Raw genomic sequence first — 15963 nt, 5'->3', positions numbered from 1 at the left:
AATGAATAAATTCAAATGCTTTACTGTTTTTTTTGCACTACAAATAGCATTTTATTCTTCTGGGCAAAGTGTTGATAATTATAATTCTTGGGAGAATCACATTAATTTCGGATATGATTTATTAGATAATGAGAATTATCAAGACGCTTTAACGCATTTTGTAAAAGCTCATGATATTGCTGAAAAGATTTTTAGCGATAATGACTACGATTATTATTTTACTACTTATACGTTAGGGTACGTTTATGATAATATAAATGAATTTGAAAAAGCCATTACTTTTTACCTCAAGGGGATAAATAATTTTGAAAGTAATAAAATCGGTTATGCCGAAGTTCTAAAACGAATCGGTGAGCTATATATGCGCATTGGTGATTATAATAATTCCCTAAAATTCTTAAATGAAAGCTTATTAAAAGTAGAACTTATTGAAGGAAATGAAACACTAAATTACAGTAGAATATTAAATAATCTATCCATTTTATATAAGAGAAAAGAAGAATATGAAAAGGCGTTTAACTATAATAGTTTATCTAGTCAAATTATTGAAAAGTTATATGGAATAGACAGTGATGAATACGCTTCAAATTTAATTAGTCTAAGCCAAATTTATATCGAAATTGGTGAATATGAAAAAGCACTATTAATTCTAGACAAAGTTTTACTAAAACTTCATAGCCAAAATTCTAAAAATTCTTCTGTTTATATTCAAGCTATATATACTAAAGCTTTAATACATCATTATAAATATGAGTTTCAAAAAGAAATTCCACTTTATGAAGAAGTGAAGAATTTTAATAACAAAAATGACGATGCTTATATTTCTGCAAATACGAGTTTAAGTGTTGCTTATCAAGAATTAGGCGATTATGAAAATGCATTGAAATTTGCAAAAGAAGTCGCAAATAACACTCCCCAAAACGATCAAAACCACTCAGTAAGATTTCAAAACCTAGCCTATTATTATTCGATTCTTGGAGAATTTGATAAAAGTTTAGAAAATTATGAAATAGCTTTAGAGTCTTGCAAAAACAAACTAGGAGTTAATCATTCTAAATATGCAGAACTCTTAGATGCCATAGGGCAATTATATGTCTTAAAAGGCGATTTAATTCGCGCTAAAGAATTATTTCAAGAAGCATTGCGTGTGTTTTTAAATAATTTTGATGAGAATCATAGTAAATACGGGTTTTATCTTAACAATTATACAAGCGTATTGCTTGAACTTAGTGAGTACGATGAAGCTATAAGTTTAATTAAGAAAAACATAAAAATTTCAGAAGATAATTCAAACTTAGATAATATTGATTTTTATAGAAAACAGTTGAATTTAGCTAGGGCTTATAATAAGACCAAAAACTTTAAGGAAGCTAAAAAAATATTAGAGAAATACTCTAAAATGACAGAAGAAGAACTAGGTAACGAGCACCCAGAATATGGCAATATGCTAAAATATTTAGGTGAAGCGTATGTGGGTTTAGGCGATTATAAAAATGCGATTCCAGTATTAGAATCTTTTAATTCGATCATTATTTCTCAAATAAAGAACGTTTTTGAATTTAGAAGCGAACAAGAGAAAAAAGCATTTTTAAATATAACAACTCAAAATTTTGATGAATTACAATCTCTAGCCTATAATTTAAATACTCCGATTGCTGAATTAAATGAAATTAATTTGAACAATCAGATTATGCTTAAGGGATTATTACTTAATAATTCTAAAAATGTATTATCAGAATTAGCCACACTTAACAATGCTAGTATTAATAATAAAATATATGATTATCGTACACTCAAAACTAAACTATCAAGAGCTTTAAGCCTTCCTATGGAAGAACGGATATTAGATGTAGATAGCTTAAAAAATCAAATAAGTGATAAGGAATCTGAACTGGTCAAACTTTATAGCTCCAATTTTATGAATAGTATCGAGTTGATTCAAAGTTGGAAAGAGTCTCAATTAAATTTAAAAGAAGATGATATTGCCATTGAGTTTTCTCGTTTTCACTACTATGAGGAAAACAAATTAACAGACAGTATTTTATATGCCGCTTATATCTATAAAAAGGATTGGGAGCACCCAAAAATGATTCCGCTTTTTGAAGAAAAGCAATTAAAAGCCCTCATAACTAAAAAAACGCCTAATCAATTATATGTTAGTAGAGGTTCAAAGGCAAGATCCACAAATAATTCTAAAGCCATTTTTGATTTGGTTTGGCGTCCATTAGAGAAAATTGTTACTGGTTCTAGCAATATTTATTATACGCCAAGTGGATTGTTAAATCAAATTTCGTTTGCTGCTCTGGGTGAAGAAAGCAGTAAAACATTGAGTAACAAATTCAATTTATTTCAATTAAGTACGACAGGTAACTTAAAAGATAATAGTGCTTTACCTAAAGCAAAGTCGGCTTTATTAATAGGTGGGATTGATTACGATAATTTACCTAAATTGAATGAAGCACAAGATTCTATATTGATAACCCAAAACAATAAGCTAAGCGAAAAAATAGGCGACAGTTGGATACCTTTACCAGGAACATTACGTGAAGTAGATACAATAGGAACAATTTTAAAAGCAAATTCTAATAAAGTGGATGTTTGGAAAGGAACCGAAGCGAATGAAACAAATTTTAAAAAATTACATGGACGTAGCCCAAATATATTGCACATTGCAACCCATGGCTTCTTTTATGAAAATGTAAACAATAAACCAAAAGTAAAAAGTAATCTAAGTACTGAAGATCAATATCGGTATGCTTTAGACCCCTTATTACGCTCTGGACTTCTTTTTGCTGGTGCTAATCACACCTGGAAATTCGGTCATAGAAATAATCAAGAAGATGATGGGATTTTGACAGCTTTAGAAATATCAAACATGGATTTATCAAACACAGATATTGTAGTATTGAGTGCTTGCGAAACGGGACTAGGAGATATTGATGGAAGCGAAGGCGTTTATGGGCTGCAACGTGCCTTTAAAATGGCTGGTGTCGATATTCTTATCATGAGTTTATGGGAAGTGCCAGATATCGAGACAGCTGAGTTTATGACGCTCTTTTATGGCAATTGGATGAAAACTAATAAAGTAAAAGAAGCCTTCAACCAGACGCAAAAAACTATACAAGCAAAATACAGTTCACAACCCGAAAAATGGGCAGCCTTTGTATTACTGGAATAATATATCAGTTCCTTGTCGAATTTTATGGTAGTTAACCTACAATAGTAACCGGTTTCATTTAAGTTTAATAAATTTAAATGTGACTATCACATCATTAATATTTCTCTTGCCGCAATCAATATTATCCTACTTTTTTTAACATGATTAAAATTTTATAATATGGGTAAACGTACATTGTTTTTTAGGGTAATTATTTTTATTATTAGTTCAATTTCTTTAAATCTTAATGGGCAAACATGCGATGCAGGTGCTGATGTTGACGCTGATTATAGTTTTTGTCTTGAAAATGGAATTGAGAATGTTGATTTGGATAGTTATTTAGCTGCTGCTAGAAGTAAAATTCAAAATTCGAAAAAAGTATTTGGTAGACGTTGGGTTTTTAAAGATGGTCCTAATGGACCAAGAGGGAGACGTGTTGCAAGAATCCGAAATGAAAAAACGGCAGATTTCCCTAATACCGGTGCTGGACCAGAGGAAGAGTATGCATTTTATTATATTGAAACAGACGAAACATGTGCTGATACGGCGGTGGTTAATGTATGCACAGATATAAGTACAAACTTTAGTTTTAAAGAAGTAGAAGCTTATTATTGTGAAGGTCAACCAATAAGTAATAAAGATGAGCTATTGAATTTAATGCCCTTGGATAGAATGCGAGATAAAGATGGTTATCTAAAAAAAGAAGGCGAAACAGATTCAATACCTATTATAGATTACCCCTTTCCGTTAGATGAAGGAGCCTATAAATATAATGATTATAGTTTTAATAAAACCGATGTTCTATTATATAAAGTTGCCTGTAGTCCAAACCAGATTTATTTTTCCTTTGATAATGCACAAAATACAAACGATGGTATTAATGATTATTATGAGGTTGATGTTATGGTTCATGGTGACTCTAGCTTTGGATTAGGAAGTGGCAAACTATTTTTCACATATAATAATGAAGCTTTCGGAGAGTATATAAATGCTTATGAAGGTGTTGATATTTCATTTCCAGATGGGTATATTTTAGAACAAGGAGTTAGTAACAAATTTGAGACTTTCGACAATACTAATGGCGATAGTACTAATCGTTTTTCTTTTAATTTCATCCAATATATTAATAATCCCGATAAGAATGTAAATACAACACCTGCAAAATTATTCCATTTAAAAATGAAATACTTGGATATAAGTAAACCTCCAATGATTGCGTTTGAATCAGATGGGATTTATGATGATCAGTTTAATATAGGCACTGGTTTTTCAATAAATAAAATCACTAATGATTTTTTTGACAATAGTGGTTCTGCATTATCAATTAATGAAGATAATTTATTGGCAGATATTCTTGTGTATCCTAATCCAACAAATAGCTTCGTGAACATAAAAGGTAACTTAAATGACGTTAATAATGTTAGCATATATTCAATTTCGGGAAAGAAACTTTTGGAGTTAAAAAATGAATTTGATAAAATAGATATATCTAATTTACAATCAGGTATTTACTTTTTAAAAATCACTTCTGGTAATAGCTTCAAAACTTTTAAAGTAGTAAAAGAATAAATTCCAAGTTCTTTCTAGCTAATAGAATTGGTGGGTTGTATTCTACTATTATCGTTTATATACTTTTATATTCAATTTTAGGTTCTTTAATCTAGGACATAAAAAAACGGTTTAGAGAAAACCTAAACCGCTAGTTTTGTGTGATTTTACATTTGTAGCGAGAGGGGGGCACGATCCCCCGACCTCCGGGTTATGAATCCGACGCTCTAACCAGCTGAGCTACCTCGCCTAATTTAAGGCTGCAAATATAAAAACAATATTATTGTAAGCAAATAGAAGTAAGGGAAAATATTATTAAAAATAGTTGTTATACTTATCAATTTATGTATATATTGGCGAGATAAATTTTAAATTTACTTATGGACGAAAAAATAAAATTTGATATTGAATTTCCAATACACGCCTCACCTCAATTATTATATCAATATATTTCTACGCCCTCTGGTTTATCGGAATGGTTTTCAGATAACGTAAATTCTCGTGGAGAGCTATTTACTTTTATATGGGACGATAGTCAGGAAAAAGCTAAATTATTAAACAAGAAAAACGGGGAACGCGTTAAATTTCGGTGGTTAGAAGACGAAGAAGATGAACAATCGTATTATTTCGAAATTAGAATTCAAGTTGATGAAATTACTAAAGACGTTTCTTTAATCGTTACCGATTTTGCCGAAGAAGATGAAATTGATGAATCAAAAATGCTTTGGGAAAATCAAATTTCTAGTTTAAAACAAGTACTGGGATCTGCTTAAATGTAAACTTTATTTAAATTATATTTGTCCCGCTTTTAATACAAGTGGGATTTTTTATGACAAATTTTAACGGAACGCTTTTAGAAGAAAATAAAGTTATATCAGTTCAAAACAGAGGATATGCTTATGGCGACGCTCTTTTTGAAACAATCAAAGTCAGTTATGGTAAAATTTTGTTTTGGGAAGATCATTATTTCAGATTAATGGCATCAATGCGCATTATGCGTATGGAGATTCCTATGAATTTCACCATGGAATATTTAGAAGAGCAAATACATAAAACCATTAAAGCCAACGCATTTGAAAATGCCTCCGTTAGAGTAAAATTAATGGTACATAGAAAAGAAGGTGGTTTGTATACTCCGGAGACTAATGACATAGATTTTATAATTACAGCAACTTCTTTAAGTGAAGATTTTTACACTTTAAAGGATGAGTTTTACGAAGTAGATTTATTTAAGGATTATTATGTTTCTCCGAGTTTACTATCTACATTAAAGACAAATAATAAAGCTTTGAATGTTGTAGGAAGCATTTTTGCAAAAGAAAATAATTTGAATAATTGCTTGGTTTTGAACACAAATAAACAAGTAATTGAATCGCTTAATGGAAATGTTTTTTTAGTAAAAGGCAACACGATCAAAACCCCTCCAATATCCGATGGTTGTTTAAAGGGTGTTATGAGAACTCAATTAATTAATATGATTAAAGAGTTAAAAGAATATGAATTACTCGAAGAATCAATATCACCATTTGAACTTCAAAAAGCAGATGAAATTTTTATAACAAATGTGATAACTGGTATACAACCTGTAAGTAAGTATAGAAAGAAAACTTACAATGCGGAAGTATCAAAGCTACTATTGCAAAAATTAAATATTAAGATTAGAATTAGTTAGTTATAACTGGGGTTTTCTGGGGCGTTAGACCAAATACTGTATTCGCCACCTAATTCGAGCATTTTTTCTTTCCAGAAACTCTCATAATCTTTTTCAATAATTTCGTTTTTATAAATATTTTCGGTAACTAACCAAGTACTGGCTTTCAATTCATTTTCCAATTGGGTTGATTCCCACCCAGAATAACCTAGAAAAAATCTAATATCATTTTCTTTTATCGTGTTATTTTGAATAAGTTCAGCAACTTTTGAAAAATCACCACCCCAATAAATACCCAATGATATTTCTATGCTTTCAGGAATCAAATGTGGTATTTTATGAATAAAGTATAAATTATCTTGTTCTACAGGACCACCATTGTAAACTTTAAAAGTAGCTTCAACCTCTGGGATTAAATCGTTAATGGTATAGTTAAGGGGTTTATTAAGAATAAAACCTATAGAGCCTTCGTCATTATGGTCAGCCAATAAAACAATGGAGCGATTAAAAGAAACATCTCCAATTATGGATGGTTTGGCAATTAATAAATTTCCTTTTTTGGGTTTTGTTGTAACCATATTTAGAGAAATTAATAATTAAATCTAATATTTATTTGTTAAATAAGCAACTGTTTTGGCTACATATATAAAAAAAGCCTTCAATACTGAAGGCTTTTCTATGTTTAGTTTTAGTAAATAATTAGTTTACTGCGTTAGCTAAATCAGATCCAGCTTTAAACTTAACTACTTTTTTAGCTTTTATTTTGATAGTTGCTCCAGTTTGTGGATTTCTTCCTTCTCTTGCAGCTCTTTTAGAAACTGACCAAGAACCAAATCCTACTAAAGAAACTCTGTTGCCTTTTTGTAAAGCTCCTTCAATTTCAATTAGCGCACACTCTAAAGCTTTTTTTGCTGCAGCTTTAGTGATTCCTGCGTGTTCTGCCATTGCGTCGATTAAATCTGTTTTGTTCATAATATAAAAATTTAATTATTAATAAATCGGTTAAACATTTTTGTTAAATCCTCTACAAATTTATACGGATTATGTAATCACGCAAGTAATATCAAGGGAAATGCAAGGTTTTGTTGATAACTTTACTCTTTTGTTAATAAAGGGTATGCATTTTGTCGACTTTTTTAAAATATCAATGAGAATAAGGGTTTACAGCATTTTAGCATTCAATTTAATAATATACCCATTTAATAACGAACCAATATCCATCGTGCGTTTTCCAGGAAGCTTCATTTCAGTTATTTTAAGGTAGCCATTTGATACAGCAACTTTTAATTCTTTTTTATTTGAAATGATAATACCATTCGTTAATGAATGATTTGTAAACTCTTTTTCAGCAGCATAAATTTTTACATCTAATGTTTCGTTGCCATTAATTAGTGTGCACCACGCAGCAGGATAGGGGCTTAAGCCTCTAATTAGATTATAAATATTTTCTAAGGACTCATTCCAATCAATCTTACAATTCTCTTTGTTTAGTTTATAAGCCGTTTTTAAATCTTTTATATCTTTCTGAGGAATTGTTTTTACATTTTCTTTTTCAATTAAAGAAACTGTTTTTAAAACCAATTTGCTTCCCAAAGTCATTAACTTGTCGTGCAGGCTACCAGCATTTTCTTTAGGATTAATTTGTATCGCTTCTTGAAGAATCATATCACCAGTATCAATTTTATCATCAATAAAAAATGTAGAAACTCCAGTTTTTGTCTCACCATTAATAATAGCCCAATTTATGGGAGCTGCACCCCGATAATTTGGTAATAGAGATGCATGCAGATTAAAAGTGCCTAACTCAGGCATTTGCCAAACCACTTTTGGAAGCATCCTAAAAGCTACTACAATTTGAAGGTTTGCTTTTAGTGCTTTTAACTCAGTTAGAAAGTCCTCACTTTTTAAGTTTGTGGGTTGAAGTACATTTAATCCAACTTCTTGAGCATATTGTTTTACCGCGCTTTCATTTAATTGACGCCCACGACCTGCAGGTTTATCGGGTGCAGTAATTACACCAACAATATTATAATTGCTTTCTACCAATGCTTTTAACGTAGTAACTGCAAAATCGGGCGTACCCATAAATACAATTCTTAAATCTTTCATCTACTTAAGTTTACTTTTTTAATTGTCATTGTAATTCGCATCTTTTTTTCCAATAAATATTGATTATTTCAGGAATACATATTTTATAAATGACTCAATTTATATGTGTTCGTTGGCGTAATCGTTATAATATTATGTTCTAATAGCAATTTTAAAACTGTTTTTAATTCAATTTCAGAACAATTTATAACGTCTACCATATTTCTAGAAGAGCAATCGCCATTTTCTAACAACTCTATTACTCTATTTTTTATAGTTTTAATATCTTGAGACTTATCTTTCTTTTTGGTCTTACTACATACGGAGCAAATGCCACAAGGTTTCATGTCTTTTTCACCAAAATAGGCGAGGAGCTGCATGCTTTTACAAACCGAATCGTTTTCAACATAGTTAAGCATTGCGCTAACCTGTTGCTGTTTTAATTTATTTTGTTGTTCTATAATGGACGCTATTCGGTTAATAGTTTTATCATCTTCACGAGGTTCAATAAATGTTATTTGTGCATCAGTTTTAGCTAAATTTAAATTAATGATGTTATCATTCTCTAAGGTTTGAAGCGTATTTACTAATTTACTTTCTGCAACTGAAGCTTTTTCAGCAATTTTACCTAAATCCACTTTTGTAACATGGTCAAAAATACCGCCATACATTCGTAGCATTGATTTTACAATGATATTAAAATCTTGATGTGTTTCTAAATAATGAAAAAGCACATTATTTGATGTTATAAATTGAACAGTTACTTTATTTTTAAACTGCTTTGATAGGCTAATAACACTATTTCGGTCTAATAATAACAAGGCATTATAACACATAATAGAACCAAATTGATAGGTTTTACAAAAGGTGTTAAAGTCAAAATCAAAAGTTACATATTCACCTTCGCCATAGGATATTTGAAAGTAGTTACACAATTTTCGGTATACCTGCTTTACAAAATCAACCGTAGGTAAAACACTTAGAAATTGGTTTTTCACCAATACTTCATCACTATTATTCTTTAAAATAATGGCGAATGCCTTCTCACCATTTCTTCCAACACGACCTGCTTCTTGAAAATAGCTTTCTATACTTTCAGGTAAATTAAAGTGAATAACTGTTTTAACATCTGGTTTATCAATTCCCATACCAAATGCATTGGTAGCTACCATAACTTGTTTTTGATTGTTTAACCACGATGTCATGTTAGCATCTTTTTCTGGATTTGAAAGGCCACCGTGATAATATGTTGCAGATATGTTTTTTGATTTTAAAAACGAACTTACTTCTAAGGTTAGCTTTCTATTTCTAACATAAATAATAGATGGTTCTTTGTATTTTTTTAAAATGACTTCAAGTTTATAGTATTTATCATTCTCATGAAATACCATATATGCTAAATTTTCCCTTAAAAAAGATTGCTTAAATATTTTTGGTTGAATAAAATCGAGTTCTTTAATAATGTCATCTACAACTTCTGGTTTTGCAGAAGCTGTTAATGCTACTATGTTTACTGATGGTTGTATTTGCCGAAGTAGAACTATGTTTTTATAAGCAGGTCTAAAATCACTACCCCATTGCGAAATGCAATGCGCTTCATCAACAGCAATTAAATTAACATTCATTTGCTTAATACGATCTTGTACTAATTCCTGTTGTAAGCGCTCTGGTGATAGATATAAAAATTTATAATTTCCATAAATGCAATTATCTAACAGTGTATCTAGTTGACTATAGCTAATACCACTTGTAATAGCCATGGCTTTTATGCCTTTGTTGTTTAGCTGCTGTACTTGGTCTTTCATAAGTGCTATTAATGGCGAAATAACGATACAAATACCTTCTTTGATTAAAGCGGGTATTTGAAAACAAATAGACTTTCCACCACCTGTTGGTAAAAGCACGAAGGTGTCCTCACCTTCAAGTACTGCATTTATTATAGCTTCTTGCTCAGGTCTGAAATCTGAATAACCCCAATAGCGTTCTAATATGTTTATTGGATGCTCCATTTACATACCTAATACTTTTAAAATAAAATTGGTTCGGTTTTTTATCGTATCAAAAGGGACATCTATAAGGATATAGTTATAATTTTTATAAGTGTTTACTAGGTTGTCATGAATTTTAAGTGCTTCATAAAAACTTTCATAACGCTCACTATCACTAGTGTAAATGGCTTTCCATGGTTTTAATATAAAAACGGCATCATAGGTTGATTGCTGGCAAGCTTCTATAAAATAATCTGGATAAGTATCACCTATAAAATCCATATATGCTAAAACGTCTGGGATGCCTCTATCGAAAAACACGGTTTTATCACCATATATTTCAGCATCTATATATTGTTTTTGCCTGCCTTTTAAAAGAAGCTCACTAAATAATAAGGGATTGGTTAAAAACAACTGTTCTATACCTTCTTTTTTTGCCTCAATGGTGACTTGACGCGATATTTCTTCGAGACAGGTGTAACCTCTATTTACAAGTTCGTTTATTATTGAAGACTTTCCTGTGCTAGGGCCTCCTGTAATAACTATCTTTTTGGTACTCAATGGTGCGAATTTTAGTGTAAAAATCGGAATTTAACTGCGATAAAAAAAACGGAATAAAAAAGATTGTAAATAAAATCCCTACCTGTTTATTTTGAACTTGTTTCAAAAACAGACAACGCACAAATTTTGAGTATTTAATTTTTTTATAATGTTTATAGTAGCTGTATATTTGCAGAAGATAATGAGATTATGAGTACACCTGATAATTCGGAAGAATTTTACGAAAAATTAAAATCACAACTACACGAAACTAATAGCTGGCCAGCTGAGTATTTATATAAGTTTATAATAATATCGGACGTTGTTAAAATAGCTAAATTAGAGGTTATTTTTGACAATATGGGTGCTGTAATAAACACTACGGAGTCTAAAAATGGCAAATATACCAGTGTATCGGTGAATTTGTTAATGCGAAACCCAGATGCTGTGATAGAAAAATATAAAGAAGTTGCGGAAAAAGTTGAAGGTGTTATAAGCCTTTAGTTTTTTTTTGTATTTTGCGCATGCATAAAACTACATGCAAATCATTTAACTCTACACATTTATTTTGACAATAGACGATTTAGAATACAACACAGAGCGTGAACATTTAATCATTCCTGAATATGGACGCCATATGCAAAAAATGATTAATTACGCTAAAACTATAGAAACTAAGGAAGAACGCAATAAAGTTGCAAAAGCCATTATATCTGTAATGGGGAATATGCAACCACATTTAAGAGACGTTCCAGATTTTCAACACAAACTTTGGGATCAACTTTTTATTATGTCTAATTTTGAATTGGATGTTGATTCACCTTATGAAAAACCAACAAAGGAACTTTTTGAAGAACGCCCGGAACCTTTAAAATATCCTCAGAATTTCCCTAAGTATCGTTTTTATGGAAACAATATTAAAACTATGATTGATGTGGCTAATACTTGGGAAGAAGGAGAGCTTAAAGAAGCACTTACTTATACCATTGCTAACCATATGAAAAAGTGTTTCTTAAATTGGAATAAGGATACGGTTGAAGATGACGTAATTTATAAGCATTTATATGAGCTCTCTGATGGTAAAATTAACCTAAAAAATTCTGATGAAGATTTAACAGATGCTACAAGCTTAATGCGTACAAAGAATAAATTTTCTAGTAATAGTAATAAAAAAGGGCACCACAAAAAGAGTTCAAACCGTCAAAGAAAACGCTACTAACACCGCATGGGAACATTTAAAATTGAAGGTGGTCACCAATTAAAAGGGAGCATACAACCACAGGGTGCCAAAAATGAAGCATTACAAATTTTATGTGCTGTTTTGCTAACACCAGAGTTAATAACCATTCATAATATCCCTGATATTGTTGATGTTAACAAGCTTATTAGTTTACTTAAAAAACTAGGTGTTAAAATTGAAAAACTATCAAAAGGTACTTACACCTTTCAAGCAGACGACATAAATTTAAAATATTTAGAATCAGACGAATTTAAAGTTGATGGGCGTGGTTTACGCGGTTCTATCATGATTGTTGGTCCGTTATTAGCTCGCTTTGGTAAAGGATATATCCCAAAACCAGGTGGAGATAAAATTGGACGTCGCCGCTTAGATACTCATTTTGATGGTCTCATAAAACTTGGGGCAAAATTTGGCTATAGTAGAGAAGAACAGTTTTATGGTGTAGAAGCCAAAAGGCTAAAAGGTACTTATATGCTTCTTGAAGAGGCTTCGGTAACTGGTACTGCTAATATTGTAATGGCAGCAGTTTTAGCAGAAGGACAAACAACAATTTATAATGCAGCTTGCGAGCCCTATTTGCAACAACTATGTAAAATGCTGAATAGAATGGGCGCCAAAATTAGTGGCGTTGGTTCTAATATGCTGATTATAGATGGTGTTGAAAGTTTAGGAGGTACCGATCATACAATGCTTCCAGACATGATTGAAATTGGTAGTTGGATTGGTTTAGCAGCTATGACTAAAAGTGAACTTACCATTACCAATGTAAGTTGGAATGATTTAGGCGTTATCCCAAACGTTTTTAGAAAGTTAGGTATTACTGTTGAAAAACGCGGAGACGATATTCATATTCCTGCGCATACTGACGGTTACGAAATCCAAAACTTTATAGATGGTTCTATCTTAACTATTTCTGATGCACCGTGGCCTGGGTTTACACCGGATTTGTTGAGCATTATTTTGGTTGTTGCTACGCAGGCTAAAGGTAGTGTTTTGATTCACCAAAAAATGTTTGAAAGCCGTTTATTCTTCGTAGATAAGTTGATTGATATGGGCGCAAAAATTATTTTGTGCGATCCACACAGAGCAACCGTTATTGGTCACGATTTTAAATCTACTTTAAAAGCAACTACTATGACTTCGCCTGATATTCGCGCTGGAGTTTCATTACTTATTGCAGCCTTATCTGCAAAAGGAACTTCTAGCATCCAAAACATTGAGCAAATTGATAGAGGTTACGAAAATATTGATGAACGTTTACGTGCTATTGGGGCTAAAATTGAAAGAATAGAGTAGTTTTTTCTATTTAATTTTAACAGAATGTTTATTATAATCTGAGGTATTATTCAATTCAGGGCTTCTTTATAAACCTGTAAACAACGTTCTCTCGCCATTTTATGATCAACTATTTCAGCAGGATAACTCTGTTCCTGAAAATCTGGAACCCATTGTTTAATGTATTCTAAATTTTTATCAAATTTCTCAATTTGAGTTGTGGGATTAAAAATTCTAAAATAGGGCGCAGCATCTACACCACTTCCGGCCACCCACTGCCAGTTACCAATATTGCTAGCCATTTCGTAATCGTGCAGTTTTTCAGCAAAATAGGCTTCACCCCAACGCCAATCGATAAGCAAATGTTTACATAAAAAACTACCAACCAACATACGAACCCTGTTATGCATAAAACCTGTTTGGTTTAATTGTATCATTCCAGCATCCACCAACGGATATCCTGTTTTACCTTCGCACCACAATTTAAATTCGGTTTCATTATTACGCCATTCAATGCGGTCGTATTTTGGTTTAAACGACTCGGTTGCAGTATGAGGAAAATGCCATAGGATACACATAAAAAATTCTCTCCATATTAGCTCTTGCCAAAATATTTCATTTTTTTCAGCGATGGCTTTTTTTATCATTTTCCGAATACTAACGGTACCAAAACGCAGATGTGGTCCTAATCTAGAAGTGGCATCTTTGGCGGGAAAATTTCTGGTAGCTTCGTATTCTTGAATAAGTGTTGGTGTAACTGTATAATCAGATATTTTTTGATTAGATTTTGTAAACCCTATGTCAGATAAACTTAGATTAGGTAACCTTGAATGCTCAATGAGGTTGTCAAGGTGACTGTTTGTATAATAGATTTGTAAATCATATGATTTGAATTTCTCTTTCCAAACTTTCATGTAAGGTGTATAAACCACATAAGGTGTTCCATCTCCTTTTACAACTTCATCTTTTTCAAAAATAACTTGATCTTTAAAAGTTAAAAATTCAATATCATGTTTTGATAATAAATCTTTTACTTCAGAATCACGTTCTCTTGCATAAGGTTCATAATCATGGTTGGTGCAAACCGATTTTATATGGTAATCTTTAACTAATTGTTTAAAAATATCAATTGGTTTTCCGTAGAACATGGCAATACTACTATTGTGCTCTTCTTGTAGTGTGTTACGCATTTTCTGAAGAGTGTTGAAAATAAAAGTAACACGGGCATCGTCCTTCGGTAGTTTTTCTAGAATCTCAGAGTCAAAAATAAAAATTGGCAATACGGGATAATCACCCTTTAATGCTTCAAAAAAACCTAGGTTATCATCCAATCGTAAATCACGTCGAAACCAAAATATGTTTACAGGTTTATTCATTTTTATTTTGAATATTTGCCAAATAACTCTTCAAGCTTGTTTGTTCTATAATTAAATATTTCTTCTAGTTTTGGTTTTACTAAAATAGGATGTGCCAATTGCCCTAAAATACCAAAAGGGATCTTATAATCGATAATATCTTCCATTTCTACACCACCATCTATTTGTTTTATAAAATGTTTATGATGCCATAAAGCGTAAGGACCAAAACGTTGCTCATCAACAAAATAGTGCTTGTCAATAACATGGGTAATTTCAGTAACCCATTTGGTTTTAATTCCTAAAACAGGCGTTACAATATATTGAATTATTTGACCTGCATACATCGGCCTATCAGCACCAGATAAAATATTAAAGCCCATATAATCAGGTGTAATTGTTTTTAAATTTTTAGGGTCTGAAAGAAAATCCCAAGCCTGATTTATAGTTATTGGCAAATTTTGCTTTTTATGTAGTCTGTAAATTTTCATGTTAGTTATTGAGTAAAATGTAGGCATTTAAAGATGAAGCAATGCAAAGCCAAATTAAATAGGGGAGTATCAAAAGGGTTAGTAGGCCCATTTTGCCAATGTATTTTATTGTAAAAACAGCAACTACAACGGTTAACAACACAATTGTAGTAAAACCTAAACCAACTAGATGCTGATTGAAAAAGATGTAATTCCAAATAACGTTTAATAAAAATTGAACTACGAATAAAATAATAACACTGGTCTTGTTGATTTGCTTATACAAATATGCCATATAGATTGAAAAACAAATCATAATACTTGTCCATGCGAAACCGAAAACCCATCCTGGAGGTGTCCAAGGGGCTTTATTAAGACTTTGGTACCAATCTGTTTGTGGTCCGTTAGCCATAAGCCAACTCCCTATTGCAAGTGCTCCAAAATTTAATATTAAAAATACAATGATGTATTTAAAAAGTGTCATGTTTTAATGAACTAATTTGTTGAGCAATTAATTGAGCTTCGGCATATTTTTGGTCGCTAGCAGCTCTGTTTACAGATGATAACCTATGCCATTCAGCCATAAGTTTTTTAAATTTTGCTTCTAATTTTTCTTTTTTTGATTTCTTTTTAAATAATGAGAACATAGCA

Annotated in this window: 16 protein-coding genes and 1 tRNA gene; 7 read left to right on the top strand and 10 right to left on the bottom strand. The window is 31.4% G+C overall.

Features of this window, described 5'->3' with window-relative positions:
• Window position 1 precedes the first annotated feature (1 nt).
• Window positions 2–3178: a CHAT domain-containing protein gene (locus L3X39_RS14645; RefSeq protein WP_237232612.1), complete on the top strand. Its 3177-nt coding sequence runs from the start codon at window positions 2–4 to the stop codon at window positions 3176–3178.
• A 159-nt stretch (window positions 3179–3337) separates the two neighbouring features.
• Window positions 3338–4726 (top strand): T9SS type A sorting domain-containing protein, encoded by a 1389-nt coding sequence (locus L3X39_RS14640; RefSeq protein ID WP_237232611.1) that lies wholly within the window; start codon window positions 3338–3340, stop codon window positions 4724–4726.
• 155 nt (window positions 4727–4881) lie between these two features.
• Here L3X39_RS14640 and L3X39_RS14635 read toward each other — a convergent pair.
• A tRNA-Met gene (locus L3X39_RS14635) sits at window positions 4882–4955 on the bottom strand.
• A gap of 130 nt (window positions 4956–5085) precedes the next feature.
• Between L3X39_RS14635 and L3X39_RS14630 the strand changes: the two genes are divergently transcribed.
• Both L3X39_RS14630 and L3X39_RS14625 read left to right on the top strand, forming a co-directional pair.
• On the top strand, window positions 5086–5478 hold the full coding sequence (locus tag L3X39_RS14630; RefSeq protein WP_237232610.1) for an START-like domain-containing protein: 393 nt from the start codon (window positions 5086–5088) through the stop codon (window positions 5476–5478).
• Between the two features lie 56 nt (window positions 5479–5534).
• A complete protein-coding gene (locus L3X39_RS14625; protein ID WP_237232609.1) occupies window positions 5535–6377 on the top strand; it encodes an aminotransferase class IV in 843 nt (280 codons plus the stop codon).
• Here L3X39_RS14625 and L3X39_RS14620 read toward each other — a convergent pair.
• From L3X39_RS14620 to L3X39_RS14600, 5 genes are all read right to left on the bottom strand, one after another.
• A complete protein-coding gene (locus L3X39_RS14620; protein WP_237232608.1) occupies window positions 6374–6934 on the bottom strand; it encodes a YqgE/AlgH family protein in 561 nt (186 codons plus the stop codon). The two genes, L3X39_RS14625 and L3X39_RS14620, sit on opposite strands and share 4 nt — an antisense overlap.
• 121 nt (window positions 6935–7055) lie before the next feature.
• The gene (locus L3X39_RS14615; RefSeq protein ID WP_237232607.1) at window positions 7056–7328 is read right to left on the bottom strand and encodes an HU family DNA-binding protein; all 273 of its coding nucleotides are present in this window, start codon (window positions 7326–7328) and stop codon (window positions 7056–7058) included.
• 189 nt (window positions 7329–7517) lie between these two features.
• Window positions 7518–8465, bottom strand: coding sequence for a methionyl-tRNA formyltransferase (gene fmt / locus L3X39_RS14610; protein WP_237232606.1), 948 nt, complete (start codon window positions 8463–8465; stop codon window positions 7518–7520).
• A gap of 83 nt (window positions 8466–8548) precedes the next feature.
• Window positions 8549–10453, bottom strand: coding sequence for a RecQ family ATP-dependent DNA helicase (locus L3X39_RS14605; protein ID WP_237232605.1), 1905 nt, complete (start codon window positions 10451–10453; stop codon window positions 8549–8551).
• Window positions 10454–10993 carry an AAA family ATPase gene (locus L3X39_RS14600; protein WP_237232604.1) on the bottom strand — a complete coding sequence of 180 codons (540 nt, stop codon included), beginning with the start codon at window positions 10991–10993 and terminating at the stop codon, window positions 10454–10456. It lies immediately after the preceding gene.
• Between the two features lie 189 nt (window positions 10994–11182).
• Here L3X39_RS14600 and L3X39_RS14595 point away from each other — a divergent pair, with 189 nt between their 5' ends.
• The 3 genes from L3X39_RS14595 (at window position 11183) to murA (ending at window position 13508) form a co-directional block, all read left to right on the top strand.
• A complete protein-coding gene (locus L3X39_RS14595; protein ID WP_237232603.1) occupies window positions 11183–11476 on the top strand; it encodes a DUF493 domain-containing protein in 294 nt (97 codons plus the stop codon).
• Window positions 11477–11540: 64 nt separating this feature from the next.
• Complete coding sequence (locus L3X39_RS14590) at window positions 11541–12191, top strand: DUF4290 domain-containing protein (RefSeq protein ID WP_237232602.1); 651 nt, start codon at window positions 11541–11543, stop codon at window positions 12189–12191.
• A gap of 6 nt (window positions 12192–12197) precedes the next feature.
• Window positions 12198–13508: a UDP-N-acetylglucosamine 1-carboxyvinyltransferase gene (gene murA, locus L3X39_RS14585; protein ID WP_237232601.1), complete on the top strand. Its 1311-nt coding sequence runs from the start codon at window positions 12198–12200 to the stop codon at window positions 13506–13508.
• A 50-nt stretch (window positions 13509–13558) separates the two neighbouring features.
• Here the strand turns inward: murA and L3X39_RS14580 are convergent, their stop codons facing one another.
• Genes L3X39_RS14580 through L3X39_RS14565 form a run of 4 tightly spaced genes read right to left on the bottom strand, consistent with a single transcriptional unit; the run spans window position 13559 to window position 15959 of the window.
• A complete protein-coding gene (locus L3X39_RS14580; protein ID WP_237232600.1) occupies window positions 13559–14863 on the bottom strand; it encodes a cryptochrome/photolyase family protein in 1305 nt (434 codons plus the stop codon).
• A 2-nt stretch (window positions 14864–14865) separates the two neighbouring features.
• Complete coding sequence (locus L3X39_RS14575; RefSeq protein ID WP_237232599.1) at window positions 14866–15333, bottom strand: SRPBCC family protein; 468 nt, start codon at window positions 15331–15333, stop codon at window positions 14866–14868.
• A gap of 1 nt (window position 15334) precedes the next feature.
• Window positions 15335–15796, bottom strand: coding sequence for a TspO/MBR family protein (locus tag L3X39_RS14570; protein ID WP_237232598.1), 462 nt, complete (start codon window positions 15794–15796; stop codon window positions 15335–15337).
• Window positions 15783–15959 carry a Lacal_2735 family protein gene (locus L3X39_RS14565; protein ID WP_237232597.1) on the bottom strand — a complete coding sequence of 59 codons (177 nt, stop codon included), beginning with the start codon at window positions 15957–15959 and terminating at the stop codon, window positions 15783–15785. Before L3X39_RS14565 ends, L3X39_RS14570 begins: the two co-directional genes overlap by 14 nt.
• Window positions 15960–15963: the final 4 nt, after the last annotated feature.

It is taken from the genome of Flaviramulus multivorans, from assembly GCF_021728415.1.
In the GTDB taxonomy this organism is placed as follows: domain Bacteria; phylum Bacteroidota; class Bacteroidia; order Flavobacteriales; family Flavobacteriaceae; genus Sabulilitoribacter; species Sabulilitoribacter multivorans.
This window is presented reverse-complemented; position numbering and strand designations above follow the sequence as displayed.

Excerpts from the sequence above, each read along its gene's own strand:
- L3X39_RS14620 (WP_237232608.1), bottom strand. The coding sequence starts at position 6,934 with ATGGTTACAACAAAACCCAAAAAAGGAAATTTATTAATTGCCAAACCA.
- L3X39_RS14640 (WP_237232611.1), top strand. The coding sequence starts at position 3,338 with ATGGGTAAACGTACATTGTTTTTTAGGGTAATTATTTTTATTATTAGT.
- L3X39_RS14565 (WP_237232597.1), bottom strand. The coding sequence starts at position 15,959 with ATGTTCTCATTATTTAAAAAGAAATCAAAAAAAGAAAAATTAGAAGCA.
- L3X39_RS14580 (WP_237232600.1), bottom strand. The coding sequence starts at position 14,863 with ATGAATAAACCTGTAAACATATTTTGGTTTCGACGTGATTTACGATTG.
- murA (WP_237232601.1), top strand. The coding sequence starts at position 12,198 with ATGGGAACATTTAAAATTGAAGGTGGTCACCAATTAAAAGGGAGCATA.
- L3X39_RS14570 (WP_237232598.1), bottom strand. The coding sequence starts at position 15,796 with ATGACACTTTTTAAATACATCATTGTATTTTTAATATTAAATTTTGGA.
- L3X39_RS14605 (WP_237232605.1), bottom strand. The coding sequence starts at position 10,453 with ATGGAGCATCCAATAAACATATTAGAACGCTATTGGGGTTATTCAGAT.
- L3X39_RS14575 (WP_237232599.1), bottom strand. The coding sequence starts at position 15,333 with ATGAAAATTTACAGACTACATAAAAAGCAAAATTTGCCAATAACTATA.
- L3X39_RS14645 (WP_237232612.1), top strand. The coding sequence starts at position 2 with ATGAATAAATTCAAATGCTTTACTGTTTTTTTTGCACTACAAATAGCA.
- L3X39_RS14595 (WP_237232603.1), top strand. The coding sequence starts at position 11,183 with ATGAGTACACCTGATAATTCGGAAGAATTTTACGAAAAATTAAAATCA.
- L3X39_RS14615 (WP_237232607.1), bottom strand. The coding sequence starts at position 7,328 with ATGAACAAAACAGATTTAATCGACGCAATGGCAGAACACGCAGGAATC.
- fmt (WP_237232606.1), bottom strand. The coding sequence starts at position 8,465 with ATGAAAGATTTAAGAATTGTATTTATGGGTACGCCCGATTTTGCAGTT.
- L3X39_RS14630 (WP_237232610.1), top strand. The coding sequence starts at position 5,086 with ATGGACGAAAAAATAAAATTTGATATTGAATTTCCAATACACGCCTCA.
- L3X39_RS14625 (WP_237232609.1), top strand. The coding sequence starts at position 5,535 with ATGACAAATTTTAACGGAACGCTTTTAGAAGAAAATAAAGTTATATCA.